Consider the following 19331-nt stretch of genomic DNA (forward strand, 5'->3'; position numbering starts at 1 on the left):
AAACCAAAACAGAAATACAATTAATTGGAAATCAAATAGTTAAATTAAAAAAACATTATTCAAAATAATAAAAAAAATCTTCCGACCATGACTACGGCGAAGCCGCCGCAACCCCAGATCACGAAAATGAGCTCAGACAAAGCTGCAATCGGGGCTAACTGCGGTCTTACGATCAAATAAAAGTTATAAATTAAACCAAAACCCCATTCTTAGAAGCGATAGGATCAGGTAAATCCGTTTCTCCCGTCATTTGCAGAAGATCTATCTCAATTGTTCGGCAGATCGAAAGCATCGGAATATCAAACATCAGACCTTCAAAAGGATTTTCAGAATAATCTCCTACCAGTTCCATGATAATATAAATCCAGCCAATCGTAATACAGAACGGAATCGAAGCCCAGATTCCCCAGTCTCCTAACTTCGCAAATTCACTCACTAAACCTAAAGGAAGAAGCATGATGAAGATGATATTAAAAACAAAAGCAGTACTTGCAAACTGTCTCGGCAAAGGAAACTTTTTAATCCTTTCCGCCTGTCCCTGCAGCGTATAAAATTCATTAAGACAATCCTGCAGTTGCTTTTGGTTGAAGTCTGAAATAACGTTCATGTTTTTAAGCTCATTAACATCTTTCGACTGTTGAGCGATAAGGTATGTCGCAAAATTTTTATATTGAGACTGCAATTCCGTTTCCTCTTCAGACAAATATTTGTTCAGAAAAATAGGCGTTCTCCCGTAATCCGGAAATCCTGCCTTTATCAGTCGGTTTCTCTTATGATCCACATTTTTAAACTGATCTTCTTCCACTTTGATATGTTCCCACTCTGTAGGAATCAGAAGCTGTTCCCTTAATTGATACAGCCATGCAATATGACGGAAAACGATTTTTTTCCTGCGGTCTTCCAGATCAGGTTTTCCCGCTTCTTCATTGGAAGTATTGAAAGCGTACACCATTGATCCGAGCATTCTGCTGGAATTAACGATTCCGCCCCAAATTTTTCTTGCCTCCCACAACCTGTCATACGCCTGATTATTTTTAAAACCTACTAGAAAAGCTTCCGCAGTACCAATCAATGCGACCGGAACCCAGGGAATCGTCATCCACTGCCAGTTAAAAAAATGAAAAAGAACCGCAATCAGGGTACACCAGATAGAAATCATAATAAGATGAAATCCCGATAAATTGAGAACCTGCCTGTAATTGACGTATTTTGTTGTAATCATATTTGTGCAATCTAATTTAAAGTCAGCAAAAGACTAAGCAAAACAGATACCATATTTTTTAAACAGAATTTAAAAAACCTTTTGCTAACAGTACATAAATATAAGAAATTAAGACACAAAAAAACCTCTAAAAAAATTAGAGGCTTACAATTTTATTTTAAACTGAATTAGTATTTCAGCATGTCTTCAATTTTATTGGAAAGCTTTTCCGCATTCGGAAGCATTTCCTTTTCAAGTACCAAGTTAATAGGAACGGCAGGAACATCTAGAGAACCCATCGTTTCTACCGGTGCATCAAGATATTTAAAGCAGTTTTTCGAAATTCTGTGAGCAAAAGCTTCCGCAAAAGAATTGTTTAATTGTTCTTCCGTTAAAACAATACATTTTCCATGCGCTTTTACTCTCTCAAAAACCAGTTCTTCATCCAGAGGAATTAAAGTTCTTAAATCGATAACCTCAACTCTTCCGTTGAAATTTTTCGCTGCTTCTTTTGCCCAGTAAACACCCATTCCGTAAGTAACAATTAATAAAGTTCTGCCTTTTTCGGTTTCTTCCTTATCCGCTTCAATAATTACTCTTCCTTTTCCGAAAGGCAATATATAATCTTCCGCAGGTTCAATGGTTTTTGCATCTTCCGTTCCCGGAACCTTGCTCCAGTACAACCCTTTATGTTCAAGCATAACCACCGGATTCGGATCGTAATAGGCAGCTTTTAATAAACCTTTGAAATCTGCCGCGTTGCTCGGATAAGCGATTCTAATTCCTTTAATATTCGCTAAAATACTTTCAACACTTCCGCTGTGATAAGGACCGCCGCCGCCGTAAGCTCCTATCGGAACACGGATGATATTGCTTACAGGGAATTTCCCCTGACTTAAATAACTCGATTTGGAAATTTCTGTAATTAACTGATTGATCCCCGGATAAATATAATCCGCAAACTGCACTTCAACAATCGGTTTTAATCCAACTGCGCTCATCCCCGCTGTAGAACCGATAATATAAGCTTCCTGAATCGCGGTATTGAAAACCCTTTTGCTTCCGAATTTTTTTCCTAATGTTACCGTCTCACGGAAAACCCCTCCGATTCTTTCCCCAACATCCTGTCCGTACAGCAAAGCTTCCGGATGTTTCCACATCAATTCCTGAATGGCATGAATCGCAGCATCTACCATTACAATTTTTTCTCCACCTTCAGGTTCTCTGGTTCCAACTTCTTCCGTAATCGGAGTTGGCACGAAAACATGATTCATTACACTTTCAGGCTTCGGATCTTCTGCATTTTTAGCCTTTTCAAAAGCTTCTTCAGCTTCAAGACGGGCTTTTTTCGTAATTTGTTTTAATAATTCTTCATCAACTCCGGATTCGATCAAATGATTTCTTAGAATATTTCCCGGATCCTTCGCTCTGTGTTTGGTTAAATCTTCCTCGTCTCTGTAAAACTCTCTTCGTACTCCGGATGTATGGTGACCGATGAGAACAGTTTTGGCACAAACCACCAAAGGTTTTCTTTCTGTTCTTACAAAATCCACCGCTTTTTTCATTACCTCAAAGCTTTCAACGAAATCTGTTCCGTCCACTCTCATTCTGCTTAAGCCCGTGAAACCGGCTACAAAATCATAAGCATCACACGTTCTAGCTTCCTCTTTGGTTACAGAAATTCCCCATTCATTATCCTGAACAAGGAAAATAATCGGTAACTGATGTAAAGCGGCAAACTGTAAAGCCTCACTTACTTCACCTTCCGTTACAGAATTATCTCCCAGACTGCAAACGACCACCGGATTGTTTTCAAAATCCTGCAATTCAAAATCCTGAATATATTTAATTCCCTGCGCAACTCCCGTTGTAGGAATGGTCTGCATTCCTGTCGCAGAACTCTGGTGAATAATTTTAGGTTTATTTTCGTCCCTGCTTGAAGGGTGAGAGTAGTAAGATCTACCTCCGGAAAAAGGATCATCGGCCTTTGCCAGTAACTGAAGCATCAACTGATAAGGTTCAAAACCAATCCCGAGAAGCATACTTTCGTCCCGGTAATAAGGAGAAACCCAGTCTTCTTTTTTTAACTGATAAGCTGTTGCCAACTGAATGGCTTCATGACCTCTTGATGTACTATGAACATATTTACAGACATTTCTGTTTTCTTCATAAATATCCGCCATTGCTTTGGCAAGCATCATATGGTTATAAGCCTTGAGTAATATATCTTGAGAAACCTTTTCGTGAAGTGTATTTTCCATAGAAAGCAAAGATAAACAAAAAATCAAAATACTAACAATCGTTAGTGTTTTTGGATAATTCAATGACTTTCAGGGTTTTTTAGGGGTGATTTAATTAAAAAAACAGATTTATTCCAACCGGATATGCATACCATGATTCATCAGCATTTATAAAAACTAATTCCAAAAGACAAAAAATTAAAGTAACTTTACATTCTCTTTTTTAATAAAAGCTAGAAAAATTACATGTATTTAGTTTTTGACACAGAAACCACAGGTTTACCGAAGAATTTCAACGCTCCGCTTTCAGATTCAGATAACTGGCCAAGAATGGTGCAGATTGCGTGGCAGTTGCATGAAGATGACGGAACATTAATTGAAAATCAGGATTATATTATAAAACCGGAAGGGTATGATATTCCCTTCAATGCCGCAAGAATTCACGGGATCACTACAAAAATCGCCAATGACGAAGGTCGTGATCTCGAAGAAATTTTAAATGAATTTTCTAAAGTTTTAGAAAAAGTAAGAGTGGTCTCCGGACACAATGTGGAATTCGATTACAACATTGTAGGAGCCGAATTTTACCGTAAAAATATTAAAGACAACCTTCAGGAAAAGCCAAAAGCTGATACCATGATTCTGGGAACAGATTTCTGTCAGTTGGGAGGCGGAAAAGGAGGAAGATACAAAGCTCCGAAGCTGGAAGAACTTTACGAAAAATTATACGGTCATAAATTTGATGAAGCCCACAACGCCGCAGCCGACGTAAATGCCACGGCTCAGGTTTTCTTCGAAATGATGAGAATCGGGGTGATTCCTGCGGAAGTTTTAAAAGTTTCCGAAGACCAGCTTGCGTATTTTAAAACGTTGTATCCTGATCCGATAAAACCTTTCAACATTGTTATCAGAAGGCAGGTTGCGGATTTTCACAACAAGAAAAAACAGCAGGATATCGGAAGTATTGAAGAGATTGATCTCGGAAAATATTTCAACTTCGATAACCACAGTGTTTTCTCAACTTTAACAGCTACTACAAGCATCAACGATTTAATTAAAAAAGCGAGTGATGATAATTTTCCCGCCGTCGGAATGGTGGATCTGGGAAATATGATGGGTGCTTTTAAATTTGTTACGGCGGTAGAAGGCGCCAATGGCGACCGTGCGAAAAAGCATAAAGAATATCTGGCTAAAAAACAGGAAGCAGAAGAAAAAGGTGAAGAATTTAATGAGCCGGAACCGGTTTCAGAACCTCTGATTCCTGTGGTGGGATGTGAATTTTATATTTCAGACCGTTATGAGCAGAAGCAGTTTACCAAAGATGATCCCGACAGAAGAACGCAGGTTGTCTTATTGGCAAAAGATTTTAAAGGATATAAAAATTTAGCCAAACTATCCAGTATCGGATTTCTTAAAGGATTTTATTTTGGAGTTCCGAGGATCAGTCGGGAATTGATTGCCGAATATAAAGAGGGAGTTATTGCCTTAACTTCGGGAATTCACGGAGATATTCCGGATGCCATTTTAAATACGGGTGAACAGAAAGGGGAGGAGCTTTTCAGATGGTGGAAAGATACTTTCGGAGAAGATTTTTATGTCCAGATCCAGAATCACAAACTACCGGAAGAAGAGCATTTAAATGATGTATTGTTGCATTTTGCCGATAAATATAATGTTAAAATTTTAGCGCAGAATGAAACGTTCTACACCAATAAAGACGATTCTAATATTCAGGATATTGTAAGCTGCATCAAAGATGGAGAAAAGCTTTCAACACCTGTAGGAAAAGGTTTTGGAAAGAGGAGGGGACTCGCAACGGGAGAATATTACATGAAAACGGCAGATGAAATCAAGGAAGCATTTTTGGCTTATCCCGATGCATTCGATGCGTATGAAGAATTTTTCGCGAAGTTCAAACCTTACACGCTGAAAAGAGATGTTCTCCTTCCTAAATTTGATATTCCGGAAGAATTTATTCATCCCGAAGACGATATCGACGGCGGAAAACGCGGTGAGATGGCTTATCTTACCTATTTGACTTACGAAGGGGCAAAAAGAAGATATTTAGACACCGGAATTACAGATGAGATAAAAGAACGTCTGGATTTTGAACTGGAAGTTATTGCCAATACAGGATATCCCGGTTACTTCCTGATTGTTCAGGATTTCTGTAACGAAGCCCGTAAAATGGGCGTTTGGGTAGGTCCCGGTCGTGGTTCTGCGGCAGGTTCTGCAGTAGCGTACTGTATCGGAATTACGAATGTTGACCCCATTAAATATGATCTCCTTTTCGAGAGATTCCTGAATCCGGAAAGGGTTTCCATGCCCGATATCGATATCGACTTTGATGATGAAGGACGAGATAAAATCATCAAATGGGTGGTTGATAAATACGGAAAAACACAGGTTGCCCAGATTATTACCTACTCGGTTTTAGGAGGGAAATCTGCGATTAAAGATGCGGGAAGAGTTTTGGATGTCCCGATTCCGGACACGAATAATATTGCTAAATTAATTCCTTCCACACCGGGAATGAATATTGCGAAAGCTTTAGCAAAATACGATAAATTAAAACCTGAAGAACAACAGCTTGTTGACGAAATGCGCTACGTTCTCGACAGCCCGAATGATGCGCGTCACGGTGTTTTGGTAAGTGCTAAAAAAATGGAAGGCTGTATCAGAAATACAGGGATTCACGCTTGTGGGGTTATCATTACACCGGAAGATGTAAGTAATCTGGTTCCGGTAACCATAGCGGCAAAAGATGCCGATATTCTGGTTTCGCAGTTTGATAACTCGGTGGCAGAAAGTGCGGGGCTTCTGAAAATGGACTTTTTAGGGCTTAGAACTTTAACCATCATCAAGGATGCTTTAAAACTTGTAAAAGCAAGGCATGGAGTGGATATCGATCCTGATCTCATTCCGCTTGATGATACAAAAACCTATCAGTTATTTAAAGAGGGAAGAACAGTCGGGATTTTCCAGTACGAAAGTCCCGGAATGCAAAAGTACATGAGAGAGCTGAAACCTACGGTTTTTGCCGATCTTATTGCCATGAATGCATTGTACCGTCCCGGTCCGATAAAATATATCCCGAACTTCATCAACAGAAAGCACGGAATTGAAGAAATCGTCTACGATTTACCGGAAACAGAGGAATATTTAAAAGAAACCTACGGAATTACGGTGTATCAGGAGCAGGTAATGCTTTTATCCCAGAAACTGGCAAATTTCACGAAAGGGGAAGCCGATACGCTGAGAAAAGCGATGGGTAAAAAGCAGATCGACGTTCTTAATAAAATGTACCCGAAATTCATCGAAGGCGGAAGAAAAAATAACCTCAACGAAGAACGTTTAGAGAAAATCTGGAACGACTGGAAAGCCTTTGCAGAATATGCCTTCAACAAATCTCACTCTACGTGTTATGCATTTATTGCGTATCAGACCGCTTATCTGAAAGCCAATTATCCGGCAGAATATATGGCGAGTGTGATGAGTAACAACATTAACAACACCGATTCTATCACCATGTTCATGGAAGACTGTAAAAGTATGGGCGTTGATGTTTTGGGACCGGATGTGAACGAATCTCAGTACAAATTCTCGGTAAACGAAAAAGGACAGATCCGTTTTGGTCTGGGAGCCATTAAAGGAATTGGTGAAGGTCCGAGTGAAGCCATTACAAGAGAAAGACAGAACGGAAGATTTAAAAATATCTATGATTTCTTCGAAAGAATTCTGCCTTCACAAATGAATAAAAGAGTGGCGGAAAGTTTGGTTTTGGCAGGAGCTTTTGATGAACTCGACAATTTCCACAGAGGTCAGTATTTCGATATTGATATGGCGGGAAGAACCAATCTGGAAAGACTGATCCGTTACGGACAAAGCTTTCAGGAAAGTAAAAATGAAATGGAACATTCTCTTTTCGCAGATTTTGCAGAGGAAGTTCAGATCGAGCAGCCCAAGCTGCCTCCGTGTCCCGAATGGCCGAATATGCATAAGCTGAATAAAGAAAAGGAAACCATCGGATTCTATCTTTCTGCGCATCCTTTAGATGAATTTAAATACCAGTTCCAGTTTATACAGGGAAGCCTTTCCAAAAAATCTGTTCTGGAAAAAGAAGATGAATCGAAAATTGTAATTGATGAGGTTCCGATTTTAGAGCAGGACGTTCCGGAAGATGTATCTGAACTTGCGGAAATTGTTTCAGATGATGTGATTGCGGGTGAAGAAGAGGAGCTCATTGAAGAAGTCACCAAAAAAGCAGAGCCTAAAGGTGTTTTCCATTTCCTGAATCTTGATGAGGTAGATGCATATAAAGAACAGGCTTTTGCGAATAAGCAGGAAGAATTATTCGAAGAGAAGAAAAAAGACTGGAAAACCTTACAGAAAGAAAGAGAAAACGGCGGTGGCGGAAAAGAATATACCGTTGCCGGTCTGATTACCGAATATGTGGTAAAAGATGGTTTCCGAAGCGGAGAAAAAGTGGCTTTTGTAACGCTGGAAGATTATTCCGGTTCCTATTCTTTCCGACTGGGAGACCGTGATTATATGAAATTGAAAGAAAAGCTTGAGGTTCAGCGGTTTGTAATTTTCAAGATTAAATTTGCTCAGGTAAAAGACGGAAGGGTTTTTGTGAATGTTACGGATGTTATTGAGCTTCAGGAAGCTTTTGAAAGATTTGCAAAAAGTATTTCCTTGGTGATGGATGTGATGGATTTCCGACCGGAAGATCTTAACTTTTTCAGAAAAGTACTGGAAAGAAATCAGGGAACGCAGAAGCTGAAATTTTATCTGAAAAATGTGGAAGAAGATTCGAAAGTAGAGCATCTTGAAGTACAGTCGATGAAGCATTCCGTAAATCTCAGCGGTGAACTGATTAAAGAAATTCAGTTATTAAATAAATATGAATTTTATCTGAATTAAGTAATTTCAAAACCTGATTTTTATAAATTTAAAGTGATTATAAAGTGGCTAAATCCTGCTTGTAATCACTTTTTTATTTTTACGGTAATCTAAAAAACAACCTTGTTTTGTAAGATTATTTTGCTGACTTACAATTGTTTATCATGTTGCTTGTTAAATTTATATGAATGTTTAGTTTTAATTAATAAATTTTTACTTTTCTGTATTAATAGATAATGAATTTATGTTTTTTATAATATTTAATGAATAATTTTTATATTTTTACCGCCCTTAATTTTATTTGCTACATATGAAGAAAATTCTACTCACGTGTTTGCTTGCCTTAGGATCGGCAACGTTTGCACAGGTAGGACCGCCTCAGGCGACCAATCCGAATACCAATAACGGCTACGGATTTACGCAGACCTCGGGAACCTACACACCACTTTCAGCAAGCAGAACGGTATGGCAGTCGGGAGCAACCTTAGCGACGGATGCTGTTTCAGCTGCAATTAATTTACCATCATCTTTTAAATTTAATGGTAAATCTTATAACACTGTATACCTTAGCAATAATGGTTTTGTAACCCTTGGAACTCCTGCTTTGGCAGCTACTTACACAGGGCTTTCTACAGATACCACGACTCCTTATGAGGGGGCATTTGCCGGTTTTGCAGTTAATCTGAAAAATGCCAATACAACAACTTCTGAGATTTCCTACGAAACAGTTGGCTCTAAATTTATTGTACAGTTTAAAGACCTTCAGGGAAGTGCTGCATCTGCTGCGCAGTTGCTTAATTTTCAGATCCAGTTTGATTTAAGTTCCAATAACGTAAGTATCGTTTATGGAAACTGTGTTTCCGGTACTGCGGTATTAACAGGACAGGTCGGAATAAGAGGATCAGAAGCTTCCGATACCAACAATAGGGTAGGAACAGACTGGACGGCAACTTCCATAGGAACCAGCAGTACAGATTCCGTTACTTTAGGAACTGCCAACGCAACAACTGTACCTGCTTCCGGTCTTACCTTTACTTATTCTCCGGGAACATGGATTGCACCTCCTGTAAATTATGCTTCTATTCCTTTTACTGAAAGTTTCAGTACATGGGAAAACGGAAATTCCATAGGCGATCTTCCCAATGCCAACTATTGGAGAACATGGCCTTCAAGAGGAGATAATTCATGGAGAGCGAGTGATATTACAGTAAATGGTTACGCAAGTACAACAGGATGGACAAGCGTAGGCGGAAATATTGCTGTTGCTGCACCTGGTATAGCTCCTACTGCAAGATTCCATTCATACAATACGATCAATGCTTCCGGATATATGGATTTGTATATCAATTTATCCTCAGGAACAGGATCGAGGCTGTTATCTTACGACTATCAGAATACTTCAGGAACTGATGTTTTAAAAGTTTTGGTTTCTACAGATGGCGGAAATACCTTCAATCAGGTAGGTTCTACTCAGGGAATTTCTGCTTCATGGGCTACCAAATATACAGATTTGGGAACGAGCAGTCCGACCGCGATTGTAAGATTTATGGCTACAGGAGACAATGGAAGCAACGATATTTATGTTGATAATGTAAATATTTCGGTAATTCCTTGTATGTTCCCGGATTCTGTAACTCCCGGAACAACTACGTCTACAACAGCTCCGGTAAGCTGGACAATGGCAAATCCTGCACCTGCATTTGATGTTTATTACAGTATGACCAATACAGCGCCTACTGCTGCTACAACCCCCAATGTTGTGGGAGCAACAGGTTTAACCTATACGATAGCCAATTTAACGCCGAGTACAGCCTATTATGTTTGGGTAAGATCCCGTTGTTCTGCTTCAGAGCAGAGTGCATGGGTTTCAGGATCTTCTTTTACGACGAAAACCTTCTGTCCTACAGTTTCTGCGCCTTCTTCGGTGGCTACAGGAGTTTCTGTAACGCCTACATTTATCTGGACGGCAAATCCTGAAGCTACAGGATACAGAATATCAGTTGGTACAACTTCAGGTGGAACAGATATTTTAAATAATTTGAATGTTGGAAATGTATCGACATATACTTTACCAACAGAATTAGCATATAACACAAAATATTATTATACGGTTAATTCCTATAATGCTACAATTTCATCTACAGGATGTACAGAAAGAACATTTACGACACTTTCTATCTGTCCTGCACAGTCTGCACCTGCAGCATCTGCTATAAATGTTCCGCTGACACCTACCTTCACATGGACAGCTTCTTCCTCCTCTGCAGTTACAGGCTACAAGCTGAGAATAGGAACAACGCCGGGCGGAAATGATGTCCTTAATAATTTTGATGTAGGAAATGTAACCACATACACGTTGCCTACTTCTCTTAATTACAGTACGGTATATTATTGGTCTGTAGGAGCATATACGGCAACTCAAAACTCTTTAAACTGTACAGAGAGAAGCTTTACAACTGTGTGCCCGGCTGTAACTTCTCTTCCGGTATTTGAAAATTTCGACACCACATCTACAGGAAGCAGCAGCAATACAAATGCACCTACCTGCTGGAGATATTTGGAGCCATCATCTTGGGCGGGATATGGCTATGTAAATACATCGTATAATTCTTCTGCACCAAATGGCTACTATTTATATAATGATACGGCTACTACAGCGGGAGGAATGTTGGTTTCCCCACAAATTACACCCCTTTCAAACGGAACAAACAGAGTTCGTTTCATGGCTGTCGGAGGGGCTGCAGGTTATACGCTTCAGGTGGGAACGTTAAGCAATCCTGCTGATGCTTCTACTTTTACGCAGATCAGTGCTGTTACGTTAACATCTGCAATGGCTCAGTATACAGTAAATATTCCGGCGGGAACAGATCAGTATTTGGCATTCAGACACGGTGTAGGCGGAACTTACAGAGGAATCGGAATTGATGATATTAATATTCAGCCTGTTCCAAGCTGCGATAATCCGACATTAATTACTGTAGCATCTACGACTGCAAACGGAGCTGCTATTAGCTGGACGGCGCCTTCTTCTGCTATTGGAGTAGGATATGATGTCTATTACAGTACCACAAATACAGCACCGACAGCAACAACTGTTTTAAATGCTTCAAATTCTGTAAGTACAAGTGGAACGGGTACAACTGCTAACCTGACGGGATTAACCAGTGATACATTCTACTATGTTTGGGCAAGAGCTAAATGCAGCGCAACAGACAACAGTGCGTGGGAAGGTGGAACAAGATTCTATACAAGTAATTACTGTACTCCGGTAACTTCCAATCAGAATTCATGGATCAGTTCATTTACATCCACGACAGCGAATACCAATATGGCGTACAGTGCTGCAACGGCAAACAGCGCAGCAACTTTCGGGTATAAGAATTTGATGAGTTCAAATAATATTTCCATTACAAAATCTGCGTCTAATACGGTTATTCCTATTTCTATAACTGCGGGAGGTCCTACGGTTGGGGTTGCTGTCTGGGTAGATTTAAATCAGAATAATGTTTTTGATGCTTCCGAAAAGCTGTATGCAACAACAAATTATACTACAACGACAAGCGGTGCAACACTTACCATCCCTGCAAATACATCTGTAGGAACTTACAGAATGAGGGTTTTGATCAATTATAACAACAGCGCACCAACGGATCCTTGTTTAGGTTTTTCAAGGGGAGAAATTATTGATTATTCACTCATTGTAACCGCTCCGCTTGCGACAAACGAATTGTCTGGTACGAAGAACGAAATTAAAGTATATCCGAATCCTTTTACAGATATTTTGAATATATCGGATATTTCTAATGTAAACACTGTTTATGTAACAGACATTGCAGGAAGATTGGTTAAAACCATAACCCATCCTGAATCATCAGTTCATTTAAATGAATTGAAAGAAGGGATGTATTTAATTACTTTGGATATGAAGGACGGATCTAAAGAGACCTTTAAAGCGATTAAGAGGTAATTCCGTTCATTATACCAATCAATAAATTATAGAGACTTCCAATTTGGATAGTCTCTATTTTTTTGAGAAATCTTTCATGAAAATTCTTTACTATGAAAACATTATAGCAGCCAACATTTTGAAGTTATCTAATGTGATAAACTAATTTCGGAATTAACCGCAAAAGAGACAAAAGATAATGATAAAGCGAATTTCCAGAATAATCAAAGCGCTCAAAAGAATAAAATCAAAGATTTTTAAAAACTATTGTGATCTTTTTCATTTATAATCATCAACTTTAAATAAAAGTTTAGTTCATCTTTTGAACCTTTTGCGGTTAAATAAAAAAGTTTAAACAGATTTATTTTTCATAAAATATACCTGAACAGAAAAACGCTTTCAATTTTTTTATAAATTAGCCCTTCAAAATTTTAAAATAAACACAATGATTACAACCGCCAATCTGGAAAAATACCGTAACGGAGATTTTCTGCAATTCGTAAACAATGTACTGGAACTTTTACCTCAAACCACTGCCGACCAATTAAATATAGGGATTCAGAGAACAGCCCTGCAAACCGCGGCAGAAAGTTTTAATAATGCCTATATGCCCTATACAGGGAGTGATATTACGCCGGAAATTCAGGCTCTGGATGCGCAGAGAGACAACGCTATTATCGGGATCAAGATGATGCTGGAAGCATGGCAGTACCATTTCGATCCGCTGACCAAGAACAATGCCTTTGCACTTTTAGATATCCTTAACCGTTTTGGGGATCGTATCTACAAGCTTCGGTATCAGTTGGAAACTGCCACTATTAAAAGCATCGTAGCAGAATGGGAAGAAAAGCACAGCGATAAAATCTCCCAGCTTCAACTTGCTGACTGGGTAGACGAGCTGAAAACTTCCAACCAGAATTTTAACAACAGATACATTGCCCGCACTGTGCAGCTGTCCGAAGTAGAAACAGGTGTGTTAGCCACCGCCAGAACATCATCTACGGAAGCTTACCGAACACTGAAGCAGCATATAGAAGCTCATGCCCTGCTTACCCCGAATGCAGAATACGATCAGTTGATGGCAAAGCTCAGCAGTCTGGTAAACCAATATAATCTTGCCGTTACCAAATACAGCAGTACGGAAGAAAGCGGGGGAGAAGATCAAAAACCTGAATCTCCGCAAACCCCTTCCTAGAGCCACCGCCGAAGGGAGGGATCTGTCGGGAACAGCCGAAGCCGTCTCGCCTAAAGGAGCAGACTTTCGGAACTCGCCGGGTGTATTCCGCCAAAAGGAAAACATTTTCGGGGAGTTTCGAAATCGTTTCGCCCAAAGGAATGTGTTTTCGGGAACAGCCGAAGATAAAACGCCTGAGAGAATATATTTCGGTAAAAATGATGAGAGAAAATCAAGATGTACAATTGTGCGACTTAATTCTATTTATATAAATAACGCTAATGTATACTATTTATATAGACTGTCTCAAAAGGGCAGTCTATATTTTTTTATGTTAAGTTGTATGCTGTTGTAAATCAATTATTTGGGATTAATTTTTAACTGTCTGATAAGCAGCTTTTTATAAGTGTTATTTATATTATGATAAGTTTAAATATTTAAATAATTGTTTAATAATAATATATTTAATCGTTTATTTTATTGTTAAATATTAATTATTTATGAAATTTTGGTTAATTTGGATTAAATTATTATAATTTTATCATTCCTAATTTTAATTTAACTATTTATGAAAAAAACTTATCTTTTGCTTTTATTGATTGGCGGTGTCGCCACAATAAAAGCACAGACCACGTACTATTCGAAAGCCTCGGCGACGGATTTTACAAATGTGGCTTCCTGGGGAACCAATACTGACGGAACGGGAACGTCACCCGGTTCTATTAGTAATGCAGATAATTTTGTAATACAAAATTCATCAGCAATGACGCTTCCCGGGAGTGCATCAGTGAGGCAGCTTACCATAAACTCCGGAAGTTTAACCGTTGCTGCAAATACGCTTACGGTAAGTGTTGCAAACGCAAATAATTCAAATCTTACCGTCAGTGGAGGAACCTTAACTGTTTCTGGTGGTAATGTCATAATCAATGGCTATTTAAATTACTCATCCGGTAATTTTAATCAAAGTGGAGGTACAATAACGATTGACCCTAATAATGCTGGAGCCACAGCCACAAGTACTACAAGTAGCCAATATACATTAAATATTACTTCTTCAAATGGAGTAAATTGGACAGGGGGTACTTTGGTTTTAGTAGATCCACCTGCTTCAACCTCAACTTCACATTACTCGCTTTACTATAATTCTTCTGTTTCTTCAGAGGTTTCTTTAAATCATACTTTAAAATTTGGAGATGGTGTTTCAACAGATGCGGGAGGAAATGCAATAGGATTTTACGTATACAATTATGTAGGTTCCGGAAAACTAAATTTTGGCAATGTTGAAATAAATAATCCTTCTGGTACCAACAGAATCGTAAAAGAATATTCATGGAGTAATGGTATAAAGGGGAACTTAACGATTACGGCTGGGGAATTAGACCAGAATTCAATAGCGTTAACCGTTGGTGGTAACTTAGTTAATAATGGGATCCATACAGCAAGTTCCACATTAACATTTGCCATGCCTTCAGGTACATCATTTGTTGCTAATACAGTTGCTCAAACCATATCAGGAACCGGTGTTTTTAGAAATTCAGCAACAACTTCTACGGCTAATTTTGCAAGTATAACTGTTAATAACTCAAGTGCAGGCGGTGTTACTTTTGCAAATGCAAACTCGTTATTAAGCGGCGCAAATACAGGTACTGTTTCAGGGACATTAACTTTTACAAATGGCGTTGTAAATACGGGGTCCAATACTTTTATATTAGGTGTAAGTGGTACAACTGTTGGTTCACTGTCGTATACTGCAGGAGGGTTCAGTTCAGGTTCTACATTTAGTAGATGGTACGGAACAGCAGGATCAGGAACTACTATAGCAGCATCTACAATTCCAACTCCAGGTGCAGGAACTTATCCTTTTGTAATGGGTAATCCTGTAATTGGACTTTCGGCTGATCATTTTCACAGGGCAACCGCAGCTTTAACGACGGCAGGTCAGATGGCAGTTAAATTTAATGGTGCTTCAGGTAACTCTGCAATAACTCCATTAACCGAAGGTTCTTTAACATACGACAGACAAACGAATGCGAACTGGGTAGTAACCACTTCCGCAGGATACGCATCTTCTGCTACGCATACTGTTGCGATTCAAGGCCAGGGAACATTTACGGCTATTACTCCAAATGTTACGATATTAAATAACGGAGCTTTGGCGGGCACAGCGCAGGCAGGTACAAACCAGCCTATGGGACAAAGAGCGGCTGTACCTGCTGCAAATATAGCAGCTACCTATACATTAGCTTCTGTTACATCTGAAGCTCCTATAGAATCTGCACAATCTGGTCCTTGGGAAAGCACAAGTACATGGGTAGGAGGTGTCGTACCTTCATGTAATAATGCAGCTATTCTTTCAGGACATACGGTAACGGTATCATCTACTACAACTGCAAATCCAAGTAACGTTATCATTAATCCAGGAGGAACATTAGGAGTAACGGGTGGTTCTATAACTGTAGGTTGTACTAATAAAAATAACTACATTAACAACAACGGTACTTTATCGGTATCCGGAGGAACATTAGCAGTAAATGGTAATATTAACAATGCTTCCGGTTCTATTTTTGCTCAAAGTGGAGGAAATATTAATGTAGATGGAAACGATGCAGGTGCCACAGCAACAAGTGTAGCTTCTGGTACAAATATAGTAAATATAGCTACCGGAAACGTAACGCTTACTGGTGGAACGCTTACCGTAACAGATCCTCATGCGGCTAACAGTACTACTTCATACGCATTCTCTTATACGGGAGGAACCGCGATTGATAATACAGTTGGTTGGACTCTTAAGTTTGGTGACGGATCTTCTGCTGACGCTGGAGGAACTGCTGCAACGGCTTCAACTGTTGGTGGATTTATCTGGAACAATGCTGGAAGTAAAATCTATTTTGATAATGTAATAATAGACGGAGCTTCCGGTACAAACAGATATGTATCAAATTCCTCCACAATCGGTATTAATACATTAACCATTAATGCAAATGGGGAATTCAGAATACCAACTACAGGAGTAAGTATTGGCGGTAACTTCACCAATAATGGTACATTTACCCATACAGCCTCTACTTTAAGTTTCCAGAATTTTAAAAATAATGGAACAGTTTCAGCTTCTACAACACCTCAGACTGTTTCAGGAACAGGTGTATTCAGAAATAATATTGTTACGGCAAGTTCTACAGCCAATTTTACTTCTGTAACTATTAATAATAGTTCTTCAACAGGGGTTACTTTTGCCAATACAAACTCTTTATTAAGCGGTGCAAATACAGGAACTGTTTCCGGTACATTAACATTGACAACAGGTTTTGTAAACACTGGTGCTAATACTCTTATTTTAGGAACTTCAGCTACTTCTAACGGAACTTTATCCTACACTGCAGGTGGCTTTAGCACAGGAAGTACTTTTGCAAGATGGTGGCCTACTACAACAGGTGGAGCAACTATTACAGCAAGTACAACATCTTCAGCAACGACAACAGGAGTATATCCTTTTGCTACAGGAACATCAACTGCTTTTGTGGCAAGAAATCTTTACTTAAACCAAACAGCAGCTGCTACCACTGGTGGTAAAATTGCAGTACAATATAATGATGTTGCGGGAACAAATACTGTAAGCATTGTAGATGGGGCTTATACTGTAGATACGCAGGCAAAATCCAACTGGGTTGTTTCTCAGACAGGGATTACAGGAACACCTACTTATTCTATGGCAATAAACGGGCAAAATATTTATACTGCTGCTAACGGTAACAGCAGAATTACTCTAGCTTCAGCTCCGGCTTTCGGAACACACCAAACAGGAACAAGCTATGTAAATGCACAAAGAACCGTTCTTCCATTGGCTAATTTAGCGGATACTTATTATTTAGGTATTGCAGCTTCAGATATTCCTTTTGTATCTGTAGCAAGTGGTAATTGGGGATCGACTTCTACATGGAATAAAGGAGCTGTTCCTGCTTGTACAGATGTGGTGCAAATTGCAGCAGGTACTACGGTAACGGTAAATTCCGCAGGAAATGTTTCTAAAAATGTTACTATTAATACAGGAGGGACATTGGTAAATGCATCCGGTGATCTTACGGTAGGTTGTACTCTTAAAAATAATTCATTAGTAAATAACGGAACGTTAACAATTTCAGGTGGTATATTAAATGTAAATGGTAATGTAAATAATGCAAATGGATCAACATTTAATCAATCAGGCGGAGATATTATTGTAGATGGTAATGATGCAGGTATAGTGGCTAATTCTGTTGCTTCTGGTACTAATATCTTTGGTTTTGGTACTTCAGGAACGGGTGCTACATTAAATTTAACAGGCGGTAGAATTGTTATTGTAGATCCGCATGTGGCAACTTCAGCAGCAGGAGGTACTTCAAATGGACACGCTTTCGCGTATTGGGGTAATGGTTACCGTGCAGGAGTAAATCATACAATTCAATTAGGAGATGGAGTCTCTACTGATGCAGGTGGAAACACGAGTGGTCTTCAGTATAATACTTGGCCGGGCACTGGATATTTTATTGCCGGTAATTTAGTTATTAATTTACCTACAGGTACAAATAGATTTGTTGTACCTCCATATACTGTAGGTGTTGAGAAAGATTTAACCATTACTTCTGGTGAGTTAAGATTACCTAGTTCAAAAATTAATGGTAATATTGTAAATAATGGTACACTTACTTCTACGAGTACTTTAGAATTGGCATTATGGGGAGCAGATTTAACATCTTCTACTTCTAGCGTGGCATCTACCAATGCGCAAACTATATCTGGTACAGGTGTATTCAGAAATTTAGCAGCATCTCCTACAGCTAACTTAACTAGTTTAACTGTAAACAACACAAGTACAGGTGGTGTTACATTAAATGCACCGTTATCAGTAAGTGGAACTTTAACGCTTACAGCAGGTAAAGTAAATACAACTTCAACTAATTTATTGACGTTAGGAACTGCAACAGCGGCAGGAACTTTATCAGGAGGATCAGCAACGGCTTACATTGCAGGTCCATTTGCCAGAACAATTGCTTCCGGTAATGCGAATACAAACTATATATTATATCCTGTAGGTAAAACAGCGTATGCTCCAATTTCATTGGCACCGGCAACTACGGCGGTAACCAATATGAAAGCAGAAGCTTTTGATTCCAACTCCGGAACAGCTGGCGCAGGTACTCAAAATTTATCTTCTGCAAGAAGATGGGAAGCTCCGTTGGTATCTGGTACATTCTCTACAATCAATGTAAGATTAGGAGATGCTGCTATTACAAGTAGTAGTTTCCCGGTAATAGCAACAACAGCCAATGGAGTATATGATAGTTTATTTGGTACTACAGCTACTTATACCGCAGGTACACCAAATACTACACAATCTAATACCGCATTAGCAAGCACCAGTTACACAGGTTTCCTTTCTTATGCGGAAATGGCTCCTACATTGGGTACAGGCGAAATATTGTATAAAGACAAAGGAATTAAAGTTTACCCTAATCCATTTGTGGATGTGCTAAACATTTCTGATATATCTAATGTAAAATCTATCTTCATCGTAGATGCTGCCGGAAGGTTAGTGAAAACTATTGCAAACCCAGCTTCTCAACTACAATTGGGAGAGCTTAAAGAAGGATTGTATTTAGTTACTCTTGAAATGAAGGATGGTTCTAGACAAACTGTTAAAGCAATTAAAAAATAAATTTAATTACTTATAACTAGAATAATAGCGGCTAATTTATTAGTCGCTATTTTTTATTAAAAATTTATAAGTTATTCGAAAATAAATTGTTTAGTTAATTATTGTAAATCAATTAATTGTGATTAATTATTAACTTTCTGATAAACAATGTATTGTATTTAATTTTTAAATTG

The 19331-nt window shown here is 38.8% G+C and carries 6 protein-coding genes; 4 read left to right on the forward strand and 2 right to left on the reverse strand.

Translation table 11 applies throughout. The features are described from left to right. Window positions 1-190 precede the first annotated feature (190 nt). Together DD829_RS15230 and DD829_RS15235 are read right to left on the reverse strand one after the other, a co-directional pair. Entirely contained in the window at window positions 191-1222 is a 1032-nt protein-coding gene (locus DD829_RS15230; protein ID WP_108409997.1) for a bestrophin family protein, read from the reverse strand. 167 nt (window positions 1223-1389) lie between these two features. Further along, window positions 1390-3462, reverse strand: coding sequence for a thiamine pyrophosphate-dependent enzyme (locus DD829_RS15235; RefSeq protein ID WP_108409996.1), 2073 nt, complete (start codon window positions 3460-3462; stop codon window positions 1390-1392). Between the two features lie 225 nt (window positions 3463-3687). Here DD829_RS15235 and dnaE point away from each other — a divergent pair, with 225 nt between their 5' ends. The 4 genes from dnaE (at window position 3688) to DD829_RS15255 (ending at window position 19158) form a co-directional block, all read left to right on the forward strand. Beyond that, window positions 3688-8367, forward strand: coding sequence for a DNA polymerase III subunit alpha (dnaE, locus tag DD829_RS15240; protein ID WP_116547901.1), 4680 nt, complete (start codon window positions 3688-3690; stop codon window positions 8365-8367). A 289-nt stretch (window positions 8368-8656) separates the two neighbouring features. Further along, on the forward strand, window positions 8657-12313 hold the full coding sequence (locus tag DD829_RS15245; protein ID WP_116547902.1) for a GEVED domain-containing protein: 3657 nt from the start codon (window positions 8657-8659) through the stop codon (window positions 12311-12313). Between the two features lie 424 nt (window positions 12314-12737). Then, entirely contained in the window at window positions 12738-13487 is a 750-nt protein-coding gene (locus DD829_RS15250; protein WP_108410324.1) for a DUF6261 family protein, read from the forward strand. Between the two features lie 547 nt (window positions 13488-14034). Then, window positions 14035-19158 (forward strand): T9SS type A sorting domain-containing protein, encoded by a 5124-nt coding sequence (locus DD829_RS15255; protein ID WP_116547903.1) that lies wholly within the window; start codon window positions 14035-14037, stop codon window positions 19156-19158. The last annotated feature ends 173 nt before the right edge of the window (window positions 19159-19331 follow it).

Source organism: Chryseobacterium sp. HMWF035, assembly GCF_003094695.1.
Taxonomy (GTDB): Bacteria; Bacteroidota; Bacteroidia; order Flavobacteriales; family Weeksellaceae; genus Chryseobacterium; species Chryseobacterium gambrini.

Coding starts and splice junctions, on each gene's coding strand:
- DD829_RS15230 (WP_108409997.1), bottom strand. CDS start 1,222: ATGATTACAACAAAATACGTCAATTACAGGCAGGTTCTCAATTTATCG.
- DD829_RS15235 (WP_108409996.1), bottom strand. CDS start 3,462: ATGGAAAATACACTTCACGAAAAGGTTTCTCAAGATATATTACTCAAG.
- dnaE (WP_116547901.1), top strand. CDS start 3,688: ATGTATTTAGTTTTTGACACAGAAACCACAGGTTTACCGAAGAATTTC.
- DD829_RS15245 (WP_116547902.1), top strand. CDS start 8,657: ATGAAGAAAATTCTACTCACGTGTTTGCTTGCCTTAGGATCGGCAACG.
- DD829_RS15250 (WP_108410324.1), top strand. CDS start 12,738: ATGATTACAACCGCCAATCTGGAAAAATACCGTAACGGAGATTTTCTG.
- DD829_RS15255 (WP_116547903.1), top strand. CDS start 14,035: ATGAAAAAAACTTATCTTTTGCTTTTATTGATTGGCGGTGTCGCCACA.